General features: G+C 64.3%; 14 protein-coding genes. 3 read left to right on the top strand and 11 right to left on the bottom strand.

What is annotated here, in order from left to right:
* Positions 1-99 precede the first annotated feature (99 nt).
* The gene (locus FYM52_RS00800) at positions 100-1,050 is read left to right on the top strand and encodes a LysR family transcriptional regulator (protein WP_154162696.1); all 951 of its coding nucleotides are present in this window, start codon (positions 100-102) and stop codon (positions 1,048-1,050) included.
* A 137-nt stretch (positions 1,051-1,187) separates the two neighbouring features.
* Here the strand turns inward: FYM52_RS00800 and FYM52_RS00795 are convergent, their stop codons facing one another.
* Both FYM52_RS00795 and FYM52_RS00790 read right to left on the bottom strand, forming a co-directional pair.
* Entirely contained in the window at positions 1,188-1,742 is a 555-nt protein-coding gene (locus FYM52_RS00795; RefSeq protein ID WP_154162695.1) for a DUF3455 domain-containing protein, read from the bottom strand.
* Between the two features lie 70 nt (positions 1,743-1,812).
* The gene (locus FYM52_RS00790) at positions 1,813-2,406 is read right to left on the bottom strand and encodes a ferritin-like domain-containing protein (protein ID WP_045266653.1); all 594 of its coding nucleotides are present in this window, start codon (positions 2,404-2,406) and stop codon (positions 1,813-1,815) included.
* Between the two features lie 232 nt (positions 2,407-2,638).
* Between FYM52_RS00790 and FYM52_RS00785 the strand changes: the two genes are divergently transcribed.
* Entirely contained in the window at positions 2,639-3,214 is a 576-nt protein-coding gene (locus tag FYM52_RS00785; RefSeq protein ID WP_042412625.1) for an RNA polymerase sigma factor, read from the top strand.
* Between the two features lie 18 nt (positions 3,215-3,232).
* Positions 3,233-4,036, top strand: a complete 804-nt coding sequence (locus FYM52_RS00780; protein ID WP_154162694.1) for an anti-sigma factor domain-containing protein — start codon at positions 3,233-3,235, stop codon at positions 4,034-4,036.
* Positions 4,037-4,271: 235 nt separating this feature from the next.
* On the opposite strand, the gene FYM52_RS00775 is transcribed toward FYM52_RS00780, so the two are convergent.
* From FYM52_RS00775 to FYM52_RS00735, 9 genes are all read right to left on the bottom strand, one after another.
* Positions 4,272-6,407, bottom strand: coding sequence for a TonB-dependent siderophore receptor (locus tag FYM52_RS00775; RefSeq protein WP_154162693.1), 2,136 nt, complete (start codon positions 6,405-6,407; stop codon positions 4,272-4,274).
* A 709-nt stretch (positions 6,408-7,116) separates the two neighbouring features.
* Positions 7,117-7,335 (bottom strand): hypothetical protein, encoded by a 219-nt coding sequence (locus FYM52_RS00770; RefSeq protein WP_042412622.1) that lies wholly within the window; start codon positions 7,333-7,335, stop codon positions 7,117-7,119.
* Positions 7,336-7,457: 122 nt separating this feature from the next.
* Positions 7,458-7,913: an Lrp/AsnC family transcriptional regulator gene (locus FYM52_RS00765; protein WP_042412621.1), complete on the bottom strand. Its 456-nt coding sequence runs from the start codon at positions 7,911-7,913 to the stop codon at positions 7,458-7,460.
* 305 nt (positions 7,914-8,218) lie between these two features.
* On the bottom strand, positions 8,219-9,688 hold the full coding sequence (locus FYM52_RS00760; protein ID WP_154162692.1) for an efflux transporter outer membrane subunit: 1,470 nt from the start codon (positions 9,686-9,688) through the stop codon (positions 8,219-8,221).
* Positions 9,685-12,840 (bottom strand): efflux RND transporter permease subunit, encoded by a 3,156-nt coding sequence (locus FYM52_RS00755; RefSeq protein ID WP_154162691.1) that lies wholly within the window; start codon positions 12,838-12,840, stop codon positions 9,685-9,687. Before FYM52_RS00755 ends, FYM52_RS00760 begins: the two co-directional genes overlap by 4 nt.
* Before the next feature lie 18 nt (positions 12,841-12,858).
* Positions 12,859-14,142: an efflux RND transporter periplasmic adaptor subunit gene (locus FYM52_RS00750; RefSeq protein WP_154162690.1), complete on the bottom strand. Its 1,284-nt coding sequence runs from the start codon at positions 14,140-14,142 to the stop codon at positions 12,859-12,861.
* Positions 14,143-14,444: 302 nt separating this feature from the next.
* On the bottom strand, positions 14,445-15,362 hold the full coding sequence (locus tag FYM52_RS00745) for an SDR family oxidoreductase (RefSeq protein WP_154162689.1): 918 nt from the start codon (positions 15,360-15,362) through the stop codon (positions 14,445-14,447).
* Between the two features lie 98 nt (positions 15,363-15,460).
* Positions 15,461-16,477, bottom strand: a complete 1,017-nt coding sequence (locus FYM52_RS00740; RefSeq protein ID WP_154162688.1) for an NADP-dependent oxidoreductase — start codon at positions 16,475-16,477, stop codon at positions 15,461-15,463.
* A gap of 99 nt (positions 16,478-16,576) precedes the next feature.
* Positions 16,577-17,017: a PaaI family thioesterase gene (locus FYM52_RS00735; RefSeq protein ID WP_043378066.1), complete on the bottom strand. Its 441-nt coding sequence runs from the start codon at positions 17,015-17,017 to the stop codon at positions 16,577-16,579.
* Positions 17,018-17,067: the final 50 nt, after the last annotated feature.

The following is a 17,067-nucleotide window of genomic DNA, read 5'->3' as shown; positions in this document are numbered from 1 at the left end:
TTGTCTCCAGAATTGCCGGGCTTTGACGGCTTTGTAAAAGCCCGCATCCTAGGCAGAGGACAATATTCTGTGAATTGCAATTTATAAAGAGACTATTGCATGCAACGCATCAAATTCGACATGGGCGAGCTGATCGCCTTTGTGGTGACTGCCGAAAAAGCCAGCTTCCGCCACGCTGCCGATGCCCTGTTCCTGTCGCCGCCGGCATTGAGCCGTCGCGTCGAACGCCTGGAGGCGGCCGTGGGAGCACGCTTGCTGGAACGCACCACCCGGCACGTGGAATTGACGGCGATTGGCCAGGAATTCCTGCAAGAGGCGCGGGCCGCCTTGTCGGGCCTGGAAGAGGCCATCCAGCGCGTGAACGACCAGCAAAAGCTGCGCCGCGGGCGCGTGTCCATCGCCTGCATTCCGTCCGTGGCCATCAATTTGCTCCCCAGCCTGCTGGCGAAGTTTGCCGTGCAGCAGCCCGACGTCCAGGTGCATGTGATCGATGAAAGTGCCCCCCAGGTGCTGGACGCCGTACTCAAAGGGGATGCCGACTTTGGCATCAGCTTCACCGGCAGCCAGGAATCGTCCCTGCGGTTTGAAGCCCTGACACGGGAGCGCTACATGCTGGCCATGCCGCGCAGCCACCCCTGGGCCACCCGCCCCCATATCCCCTGGGCCGAGCTGTCAGGCCAGCGCCTGGTGTCGGTGTCGCACAAAAGCGGGAACCGGTTGTTGCTGGACCAGGTCATGGCCGAACTGCCGCACCAACCCGTCGCCTGGTACGAATGCAACCACGTGGCCGGCGCACTGGCCTTGGTGGAAGCCGGCTTGGGGTTGAGTGCCATTCCCCATTTGGCCTTGCGGCCAGACCACCCGAATTTGTGCGCCATTCCGCTGACGGAACCCGATCTGTGGCGCACGCTGGGTTTCCTGCAGCGCCGCGACAGGGTGCTGGGCCCCTCGGCCCAGGTCTTTCGCACCCACCTGCAGCAGGAATTGCTGCCCACGCCCGAGGCAACGAGCATGGCGCCTGAGCGCACAGCACCCGCAAAAGCGAGATGAGCGCAGATCGTTCTGCGCGCGCTCTCTCGCACCCCAGCCATTCGGGTGCAAGCGCGGCAGATCCTTTGCCGGCGTGCAGCAGCCCTGCGGCGCAGGTCCGGGCTGGCCCCTGGAACATGCGCCGCTGGCACGGACGATCAGGACGCCTTCCAGAAAATATAGTCCGCCTGGTAGGGCACGACCTGCTTGCTGCCCACGCTACTTGCCCCGCAAACCATGCTGGACGCCACACCGCCCTTGGTCGCCACGCGCTGGATGTACGTCACCCCCTGCATGGCACCCATGCCACTGGCTGGATTGGCCTTGACCAGTTGCAGTGGAATGTTGCCCGCCCCGGCCGGCGAGACCGCGACCTGCGTGGCCGTGACTTTGGAGCCATCGTTGTTCTCCCACGTCGCAGGCGGCCCCCAGTATTTGCCGATCACCTCACCGTCGCGGCTTTGCAGCTTGGCATCGGGGCCCACAAAGACCCATTCGTGCTCGCTGGGCATGTCTTTCTTGGCGCGGCATTCATAAGTGATGTGGCCCACGCCCACGGTTTCCATGGCCACTTGATGACCAGCCGGCACCTGCACGGGTGCTGGCAATTGCGCCTGCGAAAAAGCGGGATGCCGCTGCATGGGTGCACATGCGCTGAGCACCAGGGCCGATACACCCAGGGCCGTCGAAAAGCGTACGCGTTGATGTTGCATGATGATTTCCTGGAACGATGAAGTGAATCAAGGCATCCGGCCGGTCGGCCGGGTGCGGGGAAGCGGCCTGTCAGCCGCCAAAGGACAAGGGATTGCTTGGTAAGGAACGTCCCAGTGCCGACACCAGCGCGGTGTAGTGCATGGTTTCATCGGCCGCCAGGCGGCCTGCGACCTTGGCCAGATCACGGTGCTCGAACGCGGGAATAACGCCCAGGTAGGCATTGGTGGCCCCCAGCTCCAGCCTGGCCGCCAGCGCCAGCACGTCGGCCTGGCTTTTCAGCGTGGCGGCCTTCAGCGATTCCGCGTAGGTCTGCAGCGGCGCTTCGGCGACCGGGCTGCCCCCCAGCTTCTGGATGGTGGCGACGAGTGCGTCGCGGTGTCCCTTGTGATGGCTCTGGAACAGCAGGGCCACATCCAGTGCAGGTTTTTGCAGCAGGCCACTGCCCGCGCCCAACTGGTAGGCATTGATGGCTTCATGCTCCAGCCCCAACGCCACGTTCAGGATGGCGACGTCCTTGGCGGGATCGTTGCCCATGCCCTGCGCCAGGGCCTCGTTGCCGGCCAGCATGGCGACTGCCACGGCCGACAAGCTGCCGGTGGCTCCCAGAAATCCACGCCGCGAAGCGGTCGTAGAGAAACGGCCTTCAACCAAATTACTGCTCATGGTGACTCCTTGTTGAGGATGGGGCTGTGTCGACGAATTGGTGTGTTCGACGTAGGGAATACGCAGCCGTGGCATCAATGGATTCAAGTTTTTAAGAATTTTTTATTTCCCTCTGCGCTTGCATCCAGTCGCCCGGATGCTGCGTATATGCCCATAGGCAAGGCCTGCACGCTGCGTTGGCGGCAATGCAACAGCGCCCCAACAAACAGGTGCTTCTCATCACAATGGCGGCATGAACGCCACCACACCGGACCAGCAACTGATGGAATTCCTAGACCGCATAGCCGCCCGGGACGAAGCGGCGCTCAAACAGCTGTACGACCAGACCGCCTCGCGGCTGTATGGACTGGCACTGCGCATCGTGGGCAACAAGGAGTGGGCCGAGGATGTGCTGCAAGAGAGCTTTCTGGGCATCTGGCGCAATGCCGGGACCTACCGCGACTCGCTGAGTCCGCCATTGGCGTGGATGGGCATGCTGGTGCGCAGCAGGGCCCTGGACTTTTTGCGCAGACGCCGTGCGGAGCGCTTGCACCTGAACGTTCCCATCGAAGACATGGAGGAGCTGCCGCAGGACCCGCAGGCGCAGGGGCCGATGCAACTGGTCGAAGCCAGTGAGCAGGCCGCCGTGCTGCACCAGTGCATGCAGCGCCTGGAAGATGCCCAGCGCCAGGTGGTCAGCCTGGCGTACCTGAAGGATCTCAGTCACAGCGAACTGGCCAGCTACCTGAAATTGCCTTTGGGCACGGTCAAGACATGGATGCGCCGCAGCCTGGAGCAGTTGCGCAAGTGCATGGCGCGCCATGTTTGAGCCCCAGGAGCCCCACCCATGAACCTGACACGCAATCCGCAACTGCTTGACCAGTTGGCAGCCGCTTACGCACTGGGCAGCCTGCGCGGGGGCGCGCGCCGGCGTTTTGAGCAACTCGCCCGGGAATACCCCCAGGTGCGCGCCTCGGCACTGCTGTGGCAGGGGCGCTGGTCGGCTTTCTCGGAAGTCCAAGCGCCAGTCGCGCCCGATGCCGCAGTCTGGATCCGCATCCACAACCTGGTGCAAGCTGAAACGTCGAATACCCAGTGGACCGCACAGCGCCAGGCCACGACGTCCAGACAGGCGGCGCGGGCATTGACATGGTGGCGTGGCTGGGCGCTGGCCGGCAGTTTTGCCACGGTCGCAGCGATTGCGCTGGGACTGTGGTCGCACCATGGCCTGCAGCACAGCACACGGCAGCAGTTGGCTTTGCTGCAAACGCAGCTCCAGAGTACACAGGCGGCCTTGCAGGCGACACCACAGATCCGGTATGTGGCGGTGTTGGCCGATGCCAAGGCAGATGCCTCGGTGCTGGTGACGTTTGATGCCCGGCACGACCGGCTCATACTGCAGCGCGTGGGTGGCTTCCAGGAAGCCGAGAACCAATCCTTGCAGCTGTGGGCTTTGCCACAGCAAGGCGCCCCACGGTCCCTGGGCGTCCTTGGCCAGGGCAAGCTGGAAGAACTCAAGGCCCAAGAGAACGAGGTCCACACGGTCCCGGCGCTGGCAATCAGCCTGGAGCCCAAGGGCGGCGTTCCCAGCAGCATGGGGCCCACAGGACCGGTGTTGTTCAAGGGGGCGCTGATCCGCCGCGAGCTTTGAGGGCGCGGTGCCCGCACCGAAAGTTGCCCAGCCCACCGTCGTTGCACCCCGCACACTCCAGTTGAACCCGGACAGATCCTGTTTCCAGCCACAAGCCGCCACCCTACTGGCAGGTGCCCTGGCCGTCCACACACGGAGGCCAGATGGCAGCCGGTACCAACCAAAAAGCCTGGCCGCTTGGGATCGCGCCAGGCTTGTGGGGATGCGCCACGTAGCGCATCCGTGTCTGATGCACTCAGAACTGGTAGTTCGCACTCAGCAGGAACGTGCGCGGCGCACCGGGCATGGCGTTGGAGCGCCAGTACTCGGTGTCCAGCAGGTTCGAGACCGCCATCGTCACCGTCCAGGGGGCTGCACGCCAGCCCACCAGGGCATCCCAGCGGGTATAGCCCGGCAGGCGCGCCGTGTTGGCCGCATTGCTCCAGCGGGCACTGATGTAGGTCACCCCCAGCTCCCCGTACCAGGGGCCGGACGGTGCATAGCGCACGAACAAATTGCCATTGCGCTTGGCGGTGTTCTGCAGATTCAGGCCGACATTCGCAGGGGCCTGCTGGTCTTCGACCACTTTGGCACTCATCAGGCCCACGCCACCGCGCACATACCAGCTGGGTGCCACGCGTCCCGAGGCGCTGAGTTCCACCCCTCGCGAGCGCTCCTTGCCGCGGATCGCCCACACGGTGGGCTGGTTGGTGGCATCGGGGCGATAGCGGATGTTGTAGTGCTCGAGCTGGTAAACGGCCAGCTGTGTCGACAAGGCGCCATCCAGCCAGTCACTCTTGAGGCCGGCCTCGACCTGGCGGGAATGCTGTGGCTGGTCGTCGTACACCGCCGTCGCGGCGGTGTCCACCGAAATGGTGCCGCGCCCACCATAGGGGGAATAGCTCTTGCTGTAGGACGTATACAGGCTCTGGCTGGGAACAGGTTGCCAGACCACCCCAACGCGGGGGCTGGTGGATGACCCCTCATAGCCGCGCTGGAACCCCGTGACGTAGTTGGTCGAGTGGAACTTGAAGCGATCGTGGCGCAAACCCGCCAACAGCTTCCACTGGGACGTCAGGCTGATCAGGTCCTGAAAGTACACGGCCTGCGTCTCCCCCTCATGGCGGTTGTTCTGCGTCGGGGCAACGCGGACTGGCTTGGCCGGCCATGCGCCGGTATTCGGGTTGAACGGGTCGTAGGTGAACGATCCCGCCACCGTGCCATAGACCTTGGGCCGACGCAGCTCCTCGCTGACCTCCACGCCCACCAGCAGCTCATGCCCGACGCTGCCAGTCTGGAACTTGCCGGACAGATCCACCGTATTGGAGGTGGTTCGATTCTGGGTTTGCTGCCAGGCGTAATTCGGGCGGATCAGCCCGGTGACCGCGTTGTACGTACCGGCGAAGTAGTGGTCGAAGTCCTGATCGGCTTCACGCTGGCTGGCCACCCAGCGCACACTCCAGTCGTCGTTGAAGTCGTAACTCAGGTCCGAGCGGGCCACACGCAGACGGTCCTCCACATAGTCGCCTGGATGCTGGAAACCGTTGCGGATGGACACCCCGGCCGGCAGCGTTTCGTACGACGGTCCACGGTCGGGCACCCGCCAGACGTTGTCGTAGGTGTACTGTGCCGTCCAGCGCAGCCCGGTGCGCGTGTCCACCAGGATGCTGGGCGAGATCATCTCGTTCTTGTTGCGAATGCCACTGCGGAAGCTGTGCGCCTGCTCGCGATCGGCTGTGAGGCGCACCACCACATTCGGATTGACCACATGGTTGATGTCGATGGTTCCACCGAAGTTCTCCCAGGATCCGCCGCGCAGAGTCAGGCTGCTTTTGGCGTCAAAGCGGGCCTGCTTGCTGACCAGGTTGATGATGCCCCCGCCCCCGCCCCGGCCGTACAGCACCGAGCCCGGTCCCTTGAGGATTTCGATGCGCTCCACGTTGGCCGTGCTGCGGCGCACCTGGCCCGATTCACGGATGCCATCCCGGTAAATGTCTCCGGCGTCAGCGCTGAAGCCGCGGATCATCACGCCCTCCCCACGCATGTCGTAGTTGGTGTTCACGCCGGGAACGCCGTCGAGCATCACAGCCAGATCGTTGATCCCGTAGCTCTTGTACTTGTTGACTTCCAGCGTGTCGATGGTCTGCGGTATGTCTTTGGGCGCCAGGTAGGTCTTGGTCGCCGTGGTCACCCCTTCAGGACGCACATCGTCGGCGTCGTACTGCGAGGCTTTCACCTGCACGGCCGGCAAGGCCGCCACGTCTTCGGCCGCGTCCTGATGGGCCTGGGCCAGACTGGGCAATGCCAGCAGCACCAGTGCCGCAACAGGGTGCAGCCCGCCGCGTTGTCCCTTGCTAGCGCCCTGCTGCAGGCTTGGTTTATTGTGCGTCATCAAGCGCTTCCCTCTGGGCTGTATCAGCCCTTGAAAATGAAAGAGCGTTAATGTAAACAACAATCAATCTCAATAAGATTCAACTCAAGTCAAAAGGCAAATTCGTCGCGTGCGTACAACAGTGATGCGCTTGTGTGCGCTGCAGATACAGGTTCGGTGGCTGAACGCAGCAGGGCCCACCTCTAAGGGGGGAATACATCACTATCAAGGTGATTGACGCTGTAAAGATCATGTCCACAGCCGCCTAGTCCTGACTGTGCACAGCCATACATAGCCAACAGCGAAAGGCAGGTAATCGCGCCCGCAGGTTGCAGAGCTAGTCCACACCACACGAGAACCTGACACCGAGGGATGGTTCAGGACATGTTTAGACAAGCACTTGGGGTCCTAGCGAGGTCATCCACTCCACGAATTACCCGATCTCTATCTGGCCGAGAAAGAAGTCACTGATAGGTGCAACATGGCAGACGGGGTTACTTTTGCAGCAGGCAACCTACTACGTCTGAACCTACACATGCCAATCCGCCATAGCGATGACCGGCGACAGGTTTTGGCATCCGCTCTTCAAATTGGACTCTGCATCTGGGATGCTGCAATCGCATTGCTCGAGAGCAGAGCCCGCTGTCTGTGTCTGCCCCCAAGCAGACGCCCAATCCTCGGCATCTTGGACATACGCCATGCCTGCAGCGGGCATTCAGGCGCTTGCGGCTCACACCTCCATCACACCGCCGGCATCCAGCGCAGGCACGCGCAGCAAGTCCTCGTTCACCCCCATCACCTCACTGGCACGCTCCACGGCCTGCCACAGGGGGGCCGGCATCTGCAGGATGTCATCCGGCGACGCAGAGCGTGCAATCCAGGCGCTGATGGCACCGTGCTGCTCGTGTGTCAGCAGATCCAGGTTCAGCATTTCATCGATGGTCTTCATAAGGGGGCTTCGTCAATGGTGAGCGGGAGAGACCGCAGGATGCGCACGCCTGCAGTGTGCCTTAGATGCTGCCGACCATCGCCAGATCAAGGGGGCAGCGCTTACGCAGCAGGTGTGCCCCCTCACCCGCCCAGCGGCAGTTCGGTGCGCTTGAGCGTGCGCAGCACGAACATGGACTGGCTGTGCTGGATGCCCTTGATCTTGTAGAGCTTTTCACGCAGCAGGCGCTCGTAATCGCGCGTGTCCTTGACCACCACGCGCAGCAGGTAGTCGTAGGTGCCCGAGACCAGGTGCGCTTCCACCACCTCGGGGATGGTGGCCAGCTGTTCACCAAACTTCTCCAGCGTGTTGTCACTGTGGCTGTTGAGCGTGACCATCAACAACACCGTATCGGCAAACCCCAGGGTCTGGGGGTTGATGCGCACGGTATAGCCCTCGATCACACCCTCGTCCTCCATGCGCTTGATGCGTGTCCAGCAGGGCGAGGCGCTGAGTCCCACCGCCTGGCCGATGTCCTGCAGGCTGGCACGCGCATTGCCTTGCAATACAGCAAGGATTTTCCGATCAATTTTATCCATGAAGCAAATTTTGCTGCAATTTCATAAAACGCAGCATTTTTTTTCGAAAACATTCGAATTTCATAGCAGGACAGCAGCATTTTTTGCGGCGCGACATGCAAACTACAAGGCATGGAAGCAACGCCCACCGGCGATGTGGAACGCCATTTCATCGCCAAGGCAATTTACCGTTTGCCCGTGGCCATGTGACCCACGCTGGACGCACTGTGCAAAAAGGCCGATCTGCAATACCCCTCGCAGATCGGCCTTTTTGTTGGTGCCTGCCGCAGACCGCGCCAGGGCGCCCTGCGCACGCGTGCAGGCGGCTAGCCTGCTGTACCTGCAGGCACCTCCGGCATATTGACCGCCTCCTGCCCGCCCAGTGCCTTCCACAGCGTGACACGGTTGGTTTGCTCGCCCAGGCGCAAGGTGATCAAGGTCTGCTGGGCCGCATACAGGCTGCGCTGCGCGTCCAGCACCGTCAGGTAGTTGTCGACACCGGCCTGAAAGCGCGCATCCGACAAATCGAATGCTTTCTGCGTGGCATAGACCATGCCGGTCTGCGCGCCCAGGCGGTTGGCCCACTGTGCCTGGTCGGCCAGCGCATCGGCCGCCTCCTTGAAGGCCGTTTGCACGGTTTTTTCGTACTGCGAAGTGGCAATGCGCTGGTTGGCCTCGGCCACCTGCACGCCGGCACGCAAGCGACCCCCATCAAAAATGGGCAGCTTGATTTGCGGCATGAAGCTCCAGGTGCCATTGCCACCGCCAAACAAGCTGTCCAGTTCCCGGCTGCCCGAACCGATGCTGCCCGTGAGCGTGATGCTGGGGAACAGGGCCGCCCGCGCGGCACCGATGTTGGCGTTCATGGCGCGCAGGTTGTGCTCTGCCGCCTGCACATCCGGGCGCTGCAACAACACGCTGGAGTGCAGGTTCAGCGGCACCGGCACAAAAGCCATGTTGTTGGCATCGTTCGCGGCCATGGTCTGCGCCGTGGGCAGCAAGGCCTCGGGCACCGCGCCGCCGACCAGCAATTGCAGGGCATTGCGACTGCGTGCGGCTTGCGAGGTATAGGCGGCCACATCGCTGCGTGCCGATTCAACGGTCGAGAGGTTTTGCGCGATCACCAGCCCCGAGGTGGCCCCGATATCGAACATGCGCTTGGTCAGCGCGTAGGCCTTCTCACGGCTGTCCAAGGTGTTCTGCGCCAGTTCCAGGCGCGCCAGGTCGGCGGCCAGGGTCAACCAGGCATTGCTGACATCGGCCACCAGGCCGATCTGCACATTGCGCTGGTTCTGCTCCGACTGTAGGAACGCTTGCAAGCCCGCCTCGCTGAGGTTGCGCACCCGGCCCCAGAAGTCGATCTCATAGCTGGTAAAGCCCAGCTGCGCGGTGTATTGCTCAGTGATCGTGGACTGGCCGGAATTGCTCAGCTCCGCACTGCTGCGGCTGCGCGTGCCCTGGCCTTGTGCGGTGATGCCCGGCAGCAAATCGGCGCGCGTGATGCCGTATTGGGCCCGCGCTTTTTCGATGTTGTCCACGGCCACGCGCAAGTCGCGGTTGTGGCTCAAGGCCAGTGCCACCACTTCGCGCAGCTGCGGGCTTTGGATCCAGGTTTGCGCCTGCGCGAACTCCAGCACGCCCGTGCTGGCTTGCACGGGCGTGCCCGTCTGCCCGCTCAGGGTATCCGGCACGCCGGGCACCGGCGGAACGTAATGGGGTGCCAGGTTGCAGGCTGACAGCAGCACGGCAGCCAGGGCAGCGGCGGCCGCAGGCCGCAAATTCAAAGAAGTCATCATGCAGCGCTTTCCTGGTGGTCGGGGGTGTCATCGCGGCGCGAGTGGCTCTTGAACCAGCTGCGCACCAGCAGGAAGAACACCGGCACCATGAACAGGCCCAGCACCGTGGAGGCCACCGTGCCCCCCAGCACCGCCGTGCCGATGGCATTGCGCCCACCGGCGCCCGCGCCCGTGCCCAGCGCCAGCGGCACCACGCCAAAACCGAACGCCAGCGAGGTCATCAGGATGGGGCGCAACCGCATGCGCACGGCTTCCACCGTGGCATCGAACAGGTTCTTGCCCTGCTCCTGCAACTGCACCGCAAACTCCACGATCAGGATGGCGTTCTTGGAGGCCAAGCCCACCGTGGTCAGCAGGCCCACCTGGAAATACACGTCGTTCGACAGCCCGCGGGTATAGGTGGCCAGCAGCGCACCCACCACGCCCAGCGGCACGGCCAGCATCACCGACAACGGCACGGTCCAGCTTTCGTACAGCGCGGCCAGGCACAGGAAGACGAACAGGATGGAGATGGCATACAGCAGCGGCGCCTGCGCGCCCGACTGGCGCTCCTGCAGCGAGGCCCCCGTCCATTCATAGCCAATGCCGTTGGGCATGTCGCGCAGGATGCTCTCCACAATCTGCATGGCCACACCAGAGCTCACGCCCGGTGCCGCATTGCCCACGAGTTCATAGGCCGGCGCACCGTTGTAGCGCACCAGCTGGGGCGAACCGTAGGCCCAGTACGAGGTGGAGAAGGCGCTGAAAGGCACCATGTCGCCGTTCTTGTTGCGCACGCTCCACTTGGCAATGTCCTGGGGCAGCATGCGGTGCGGCGCATCGCCCTGGATGTACACCCGCTTGACGCGACCGTTGTTCAAGAAGTCGTTCACATAGGTCCCGCCCATGGCGCTGGACAGCACGCTGTTGATGTCGCTGTACGACAGGTTCAGGGCTGCGGCCTTGCGGTCGTCGATGTCCAGGCGCAGCTCGGTGGCATCGTCTAGGTTGGTGGTGCGCACGCTGGACAGTTCGGGGTGCTTGCGCGCCTCGGCCAGGAACTTGTCCTTGGCTGCCAGCAAGGCTTCGTGACCCAGGCCATTCAAGTCCTTGAGCATGAAGTTGAAGCCGGCATTCGAGCCCAGGCCACGCACGGCGGGCGGCTGGGTCACGAAGATGCGCGCATCGCGGATGGCCCCCAGTTCCTGGGTGGCCCGGTGGGCAATCGCTGCCGCCGACTGCGACGCCAGCGGGCGTGCCTCCCAGGGCTTGAGCCGCACGAAGCCGCGCGCCGAGCTCTGGTCACCGCTCAGGCCCGAGACCTGGTTGAAGCTGATCACCTCCGGCTGCTGGGCAAAGTAATCGCGCACCTGGTCCAGCACCTCCTGCAGGCGCGCATCGGCCGCACCGGCGGGCAGGTTCACGCTGACGCTGACAAAACCCTGGTCCTCATCGGGCAGAAAGGACGTGGGCAGGCGTGCCAGCAGCAGCCACACGGCCGCCAGGATCAGCAAAAAGACCAGGGTCATGCGCTTGGTCCGGCGCAGCGCCCACACCACCCCGCCCTGGTAGCGCAGGGCCGTGGCGTCAAAGTGGTGGTTGAACCAGCGGAAGAAGCGGTCGTTCAGCCCCAGGATGCAGCGGCGCAGCTGCCGTTCATGGCCGTGCTGCGAGGGCGGCTTGAGGATGGTGGCGCACAGGGCCGGCGTGAGGGTCAGCGCCACAAACACCGACAAGGCCATGGCCGCCACGATGGTGATGGAGAACTGGCGATAGATGACCCCCGTGGAACCACCGAAAAAGGCCATGGGCACGAACACTGCCGACAGCGTCACGCCGATGCCGACCAGCGCCGAGGTGATCTCGCGCATCGAGCGCCGCGTGGCCTCCTTGGCCGACAGCCCGGTCTCGTGCATCACGCGCTCGACGTTTTCCACCACCACGATGGCGTCGTCCACCAGCAGGCCGATCGCCAGCACCATGGCGAACATGGTCAGTGTGTTGATCGAGTAGCCCGCCGCGGACAGCACACCGAAGGTGCCCAGCAGCACCACGGGCACGGCAATCGCCGGAATCAGCGTGGCGCGGAAGTTCTGCAGGAAGATGAACATCACGATCACCACCAGCACCATGGCCTCGCCCAGGGCCTTGACCACCTCGTGGATCGAGGCGCGCACAAAGGGCGTCGAGTCGGAGCTGACGAAGTAGTCGATATCGTTGGGGAAGAAGGCCTTCATTTCCGCCAGCTTGGCGGCGACCGCATCCGAAACCTGCATGGCATTCGCGCCATCGGCCAGCACGATGCCCAGGCCCGCGCCCACCATGCCGTTGAGCTTGGACTTCACGGTCAGGTTGTCCGGCCCCAGCTCGACCCGGGCCACATCCTTCATGGTCACGACCGAACCATCCGTGGCGGCCTTGAGCACGATGTTCTCGAACTGCTCCACCGTCTGCAGCTTGGTGCGCGCGGTGATGGTGGCGTTGAGCTGCTGGTTGGTCACGGCGGGCAACGCCCCCAGCTGGCCGGCCGACACCTGGGCGTTCTGGGCATTCAAGGCATTGATCAGGTCCGACGGCATCAGCGCGTACTTCTGCATCAGCGCCGGATCCATCCAGATGCGCATGGCGTAGTTGGTGCCGAACACGCTGATGTCCCCCACCCCGTCCAGCCGGCCCAGCACATCGACCAGGTTGGAGTTCAGATAGTCGCCGATGTCCACCTGTGTCATGGACGGATCGGTGGAGTAGAAGCTGTAGGTGACCAGGTAGTCCTGCCCCCCCTTGTTCACGAACACGCCGCGGCTTTTCACCGCCTCGGGCAGGCGGTTCATGGCCGACTGCAGCTTGTTTTGCACCTGCACCTGGGCCACATCGATGTCGGTGCCCGGCGCGAAGGTCAAGGTGGTACGCGCGCGGCCCGAGGCATCCGAGGTCGAGCTCATGTAGAGCATGTTGTCGATGCCCTTGAGCTGTTGCTCGATGATCTGGGTGACCGAGTTTTCGACCGTCTCGGCCGAGGCGCCCGTGTACTGCGCACCGATCGTCACCCGCGGCGGGGCGATGTCGGGGTACTGCTCCAGCGGCAGGGTGTAGATCGACAGCCCCCCCGCCAGCATGATGACGATGGAGATGACCCACGCGAAGATGGGCCGGTTGATGAAGAACTGCGCCATGGTGCGATCGCTTCCCGCTTACTTGGAGGCCTGCACGGCAGCGCGCAGATTCGCGGCAGCGGCCTGGGCATCGACACGCTTGGGGCCTTGCTTGGCCTTCAGGTCCACCTCGACCACGCTGACGGTATCGCCCGGCTTGATGCGCTGGAAGCCGTCGACCACCACGCGCTCCCCGGGTTGCAGGCCGCTGTCCAGCAGCCAGTAGGTGCCGACGGCGCGGCTCAGCTCCACGGCGCGCTTTTCCACCACGTCGCCGTCCTTGACCACCAGCACGCTGGGGCGGCCCGTCAGGTCGCGTGTCACCGACTGCTGGGGCACCAGGATGGCCTCCGGCGCCAGCCCCGTGGGCAGTTGCGCCTGCACGAACATGCCGGGCATCAGCAGGCCTTCGGGGTTGGGCACCACCGCGCGCAGCGTGACCGTGCCCATGGTGGCGTTGACGATCAGGCCGGCAAACTGCAACTTGCCTTCGTGCGGGTAGTCGCTGCCGTCTTCCAGGCGGATGCGCACCGGCATCTGGTCGCCTTCAATTTTTTGATAGCGCCCCGCCTCCCAGTCACGCCGCAATTGCAGCAAATCGGCCGAAGACTGGGTGAAGTCCACGTACATCGGGTCCATCTGCACGATGTTGGTCAGCGGCGTGGTCTGGTTGGCCGTGACCAGGGCACCGGGCGTGACGCTGGACAGGCTGATGCGGCCCGAGATCGGGGCCTCGATGCGGCTGTACTTCAGGTTGATGCGCGCGTTCTCCAGGTTGGCGCGCGCCACGGCCACGTCGGCACGCGACTGCTTGGCCGCGGCCTGGCTTTCTTCATAGGCCTGCTGGCTGATGGCCGTGATCTTGACCAGCTCGGCATTGCGCCGTGCCGTGGCTTCCAGGGTCTGCTGGCTGGCTTCGGCCTTGGCCAGGGCCGCCACCGCACTGGCTTCGGCCGCGCGCAGGCTGGCCGCATCCAGCTGGTACAGCGGCTGCCCCTGCTTGACCATGCCACCCTCGGTGAACAGGCGCTTTTGCACGATGCCGCTGACCTGCGGCCGCACCTCGGCGCTCAGGAAGGCCTGGGTACGCCCGGGCAGCACCGTGTCCAGCATCTGGCTTTGCTTTTGCAGCACCACCACGCCCACCTTGGCCAGCGCATTCTGCGCGGCGGGCTTGTCCGCAGTCTTGCCGCACGCAGCCACCAGCACCACGGCCAGCGCTGCGGCGGCCATGCGCCACCTGCCTTGTGGCCGCTGGTGCTCGGGTGAAAAACAGTCCGGCAAACGGGAAGCGGCGCGTGAAGTGACAAGGCAGTGCGTCATGGAGAGGCAATCAGTGGAGCGAAACGGTGCCATTCTGGGCCCGCAATGTTGAGTTTTTGTAAAGCGCCCGGCCCAAAACCGGGGAAATTGGTAGCAAGACCGCCCGCCATCAGCTGCTTTGCGCCAGATTGCAGCCGCGGCCTGTCTGCGCCTTGTGCTGAGACTGCGAGAGTCTGTAACAGTTCCCTACATCCTGTCCACACAAATTCCGGCACGCACCCGCCAGATGCGACACAGCCCCGGCCAGCGGGGCTGCAGGTCCGCGCCGCGGGCACAGGGCCCGCGGCCTGTGCGGGGCGCGCTCAGGCGGCGGCCGGCGTGCGCAGGGCGTTGCGCAGCTGGGTGCCCACGTCCGGGCGGTCCGCAAAGGCATCGGTGGGGTTGCGCATCTCCAGGATGTCCTCCAGGCGCGTCTGCACATTGCCCAGCGCATGCGGGTGGCTGAAGATGTAGAACTGGTTGTCGGCCATGGCCGCGAACACCTTGCTGGCGATGTCCTCGGCCGTGACCTTGCCGGAGCTGACGGCCTTTTGCGACATGGCGCGCGCAATCTGCTGGCTGGTGGTCAGCTGCTGCGTGTCCACGCCCCCGGGGCGGTTGCGCTCGCTGTTGGCTATGCCGGTCGGCACAAAATACGGGCACAGCACGCTGCAATGCACCTGGTCGCTGACCAGCCGCAGGTCCTGGTACAGGGTTTCGGTCAGGCTGACCACGGCATGCTTGCTGACGTTGTACACGCCCATGTTCGGCGGCGCCAGCAGCCCGGCCATGCTGGCCGTATTGACGATGTGACCCTGCCAGTCCGGGTCCTGGCGCGCGGCCTCCAGCATCATCGGGGTGAACAGGCGCACGCCGTGGATCACGCCCCACAGGTTCACGCCCAGCACCCACTCCCAGTCCTGCACGGACTGCTCCCACAGCAGGCCGCCACCGCCCACGCCGGCGTTGTTGAACACGAAGTGCGGCGCCCCGAAGCGGGCCTGCACCTCGGCCGCCAGTTGCTCCATGGCCGGCGCCTGGCTCACGTCCACCTGCCGCGCCAGCACGTCGGCCGCGCCCAGGCGCCGGGCTTCGGCCTCGGCCGCGACCAGGGCGTCGGCCTGCACATCCACCAGCACCAGGCGCATGCCGCCGTGGGCGGCGATGCGCATGCACTCCAGTCCAAAGCCCGAGCCCGCGCCCGTCAGCACCGCCGTCTTGCCTGCCAGTCCATTCAGCATCTGTGTGTCTCCTTGTGTGTGATCCTGTCCTCGCATCCGTCACTGCCCGCCGCCGCCTGCAAAAAAGGCGCCACCGGGGCGCCTTGCAGGGAGGTGGCTCAGACCAGCTGGACCAGTTGCTTGCCGAAGTTCTTGCCCTTGAGCAGACCCAGGAAGGCCTCGGGGGCGTTCGGCAGGCCGTGGGCAATGCTCTCGCGCGGGCGCAGCTTGCCCTGGGCCACCAGAGTGCCCAGCTCGGTCAGGGCCTCGGGCCAGACGTCCATGTGTTCGCTGACGATGAAGCCTTCGACCTTCATGCGGTTGATCAGGATCAGCGCCGGGTTGGCCAGCGGCAGGGGCTGGCCGTCGTAGCCAGCGATCATCCCGCACACGGCCACGCGGGCGAACGCGTTCGCGCGCAGCAGCACGGCGTCGAGGATGTAGCCACCGACGTTCTCGAAGTAGCCATCGATGCCGTCGGGGCAGGCTTCCTTGAGCGCCTTGGCCATGGACTTCAGGTCGGGGTGGGCCTTGTAGTCGATGCAGGCATCAAAGCCCAGCTCGCCCGTGGCGTAGGCGCATTTTTCCGCGCCACCGGCAATGCCCACCACGCGGCAGCCGCGGGCCTTGGCCAGGGCGGCAAAGGCACTGCCCACGGCGCCGGTGGCGGCGCTGACGACCACGGTCTCGCCCGCCTTGGGCTGGATGATCTTCACCAGCCCGTACCAGGCGGTGACGCCGGGCATGCCCACGGCGCCCAGGTAGTAGGACAACGGCACGTGGGTAGTGTCCACCTTGCGCAGCATGCCGGGGGCGTTGCCGTCGACCACGCTGTACAGCTGCCAGCCGCCCATGCCCACGACCTGGTCGCCGGGCTGGAACTTGGGGTGGCGGCTTTCCACCACCTCGCCCACGGTGCCGCCGATCATCACTTCGCCCAGGGCCTGGCTGGCCGCATAGCTCTTGCTATCGTTCATGCGGCCACGCATGTAGGGGTCCAGGCTCAGGTAGTGGTGGCGCACCAGCACCTCGCCGTCCTGCAGCGCAGGGGTGGCCGTCTCGACCAGCTTGAAGTTGTCGACCGTGGCTTCGCCCTGGGGGCGGTTGTCCAGCAGGATCTGTTGATTGACGGGCATGTGACTTGTCTCCTTTTGATAGCTGTCAGCGCTTGCCAGATAAGCGCAAAAAGCACATTTGATACATGAAAATCAAGCCAGCCCTGGCTGGCCGCTGGCTCAGTCTGTGGCAATCACGGTGGTGGCGCTACCGGGTTTCTGACCAGGCTTGACGGTGCGCGGCATGTACTTGAAGGTGCCGGTGGCATGGGTGCACAGGCGGCCCTCGCTGTCATAGATCTTGCCTTCGCAATAGGCCATGGTCTTGGTGCGGTGCAGCACCAGGCCCTTGGCCACCAGCGGGCCGCGTGCGGCCTGCATGAAGCTGGTCTTCATCTCGATGGTGACGCAGCCGAAATCGTCGCTCTCCAGGCTGCGCGCGGCCACGGCCATGGCCACGTCCATCAGCGTCATGCTGGCACCGCCGTGCGTCACGTCGAAGGTGTTCAGGTGCTCGGGCTTGGCGGTGTAGCGCAGCTCGGCCTCCCCGTTGGCCATGTGGTGCAGGGTGAAGCCCAGGTGGTTCACAAAGGGGATGGGGTGGGCGCCAAAACTCAGCATGCGGTGTCTCCGTCATTCATATCAGGGGGAAATGCGCGCAAGCATAGCGG

The organism is Comamonas sp. CAH-2 (assembly GCF_009668305.1).
GTDB lineage: Bacteria > Pseudomonadota > Gammaproteobacteria > Burkholderiales > Burkholderiaceae_C > Comamonas > Comamonas aquatica.
This window is presented reverse-complemented; position numbering and strand designations above follow the sequence as displayed.

Coding starts and splice junctions, on each gene's coding strand:
- FYM52_RS00770 (WP_042412622.1), bottom strand. CDS start 7,335: ATGAAGACCATCGATGAAATGCTGAACCTGGATCTGCTGACACACGAG.
- FYM52_RS00785 (WP_042412625.1), top strand. CDS start 2,639: ATGAACGCCACCACACCGGACCAGCAACTGATGGAATTCCTAGACCGC.
- FYM52_RS00740 (WP_154162688.1), bottom strand. CDS start 16,477: ATGCCCGTCAATCAACAGATCCTGCTGGACAACCGCCCCCAGGGCGAA.
- FYM52_RS00800 (WP_154162696.1), top strand. CDS start 100: ATGCAACGCATCAAATTCGACATGGGCGAGCTGATCGCCTTTGTGGTG.
- FYM52_RS00795 (WP_154162695.1), bottom strand. CDS start 1,742: ATGCAACATCAACGCGTACGCTTTTCGACGGCCCTGGGTGTATCGGCC.
- FYM52_RS00780 (WP_154162694.1), top strand. CDS start 3,233: ATGAACCTGACACGCAATCCGCAACTGCTTGACCAGTTGGCAGCCGCT.
- FYM52_RS00760 (WP_154162692.1), bottom strand. CDS start 9,688: ATGATGACTTCTTTGAATTTGCGGCCTGCGGCCGCCGCTGCCCTGGCT.
- FYM52_RS00775 (WP_154162693.1), bottom strand. CDS start 6,407: ATGACGCACAATAAACCAAGCCTGCAGCAGGGCGCTAGCAAGGGACAA.
- FYM52_RS00790 (WP_045266653.1), bottom strand. CDS start 2,406: ATGAGCAGTAATTTGGTTGAAGGCCGTTTCTCTACGACCGCTTCGCGG.
- FYM52_RS00750 (WP_154162690.1), bottom strand. CDS start 14,142: ATGACGCACTGCCTTGTCACTTCACGCGCCGCTTCCCGTTTGCCGGAC.
- FYM52_RS00765 (WP_042412621.1), bottom strand. CDS start 7,913: ATGGATAAAATTGATCGGAAAATCCTTGCTGTATTGCAAGGCAATGCG.
- FYM52_RS00745 (WP_154162689.1), bottom strand. CDS start 15,362: ATGCTGAATGGACTGGCAGGCAAGACGGCGGTGCTGACGGGCGCGGGC.
- FYM52_RS00735 (WP_043378066.1), bottom strand. CDS start 17,017: ATGCTGAGTTTTGGCGCCCACCCCATCCCCTTTGTGAACCACCTGGGC.
- FYM52_RS00755 (WP_154162691.1), bottom strand. CDS start 12,840: ATGGCGCAGTTCTTCATCAACCGGCCCATCTTCGCGTGGGTCATCTCC.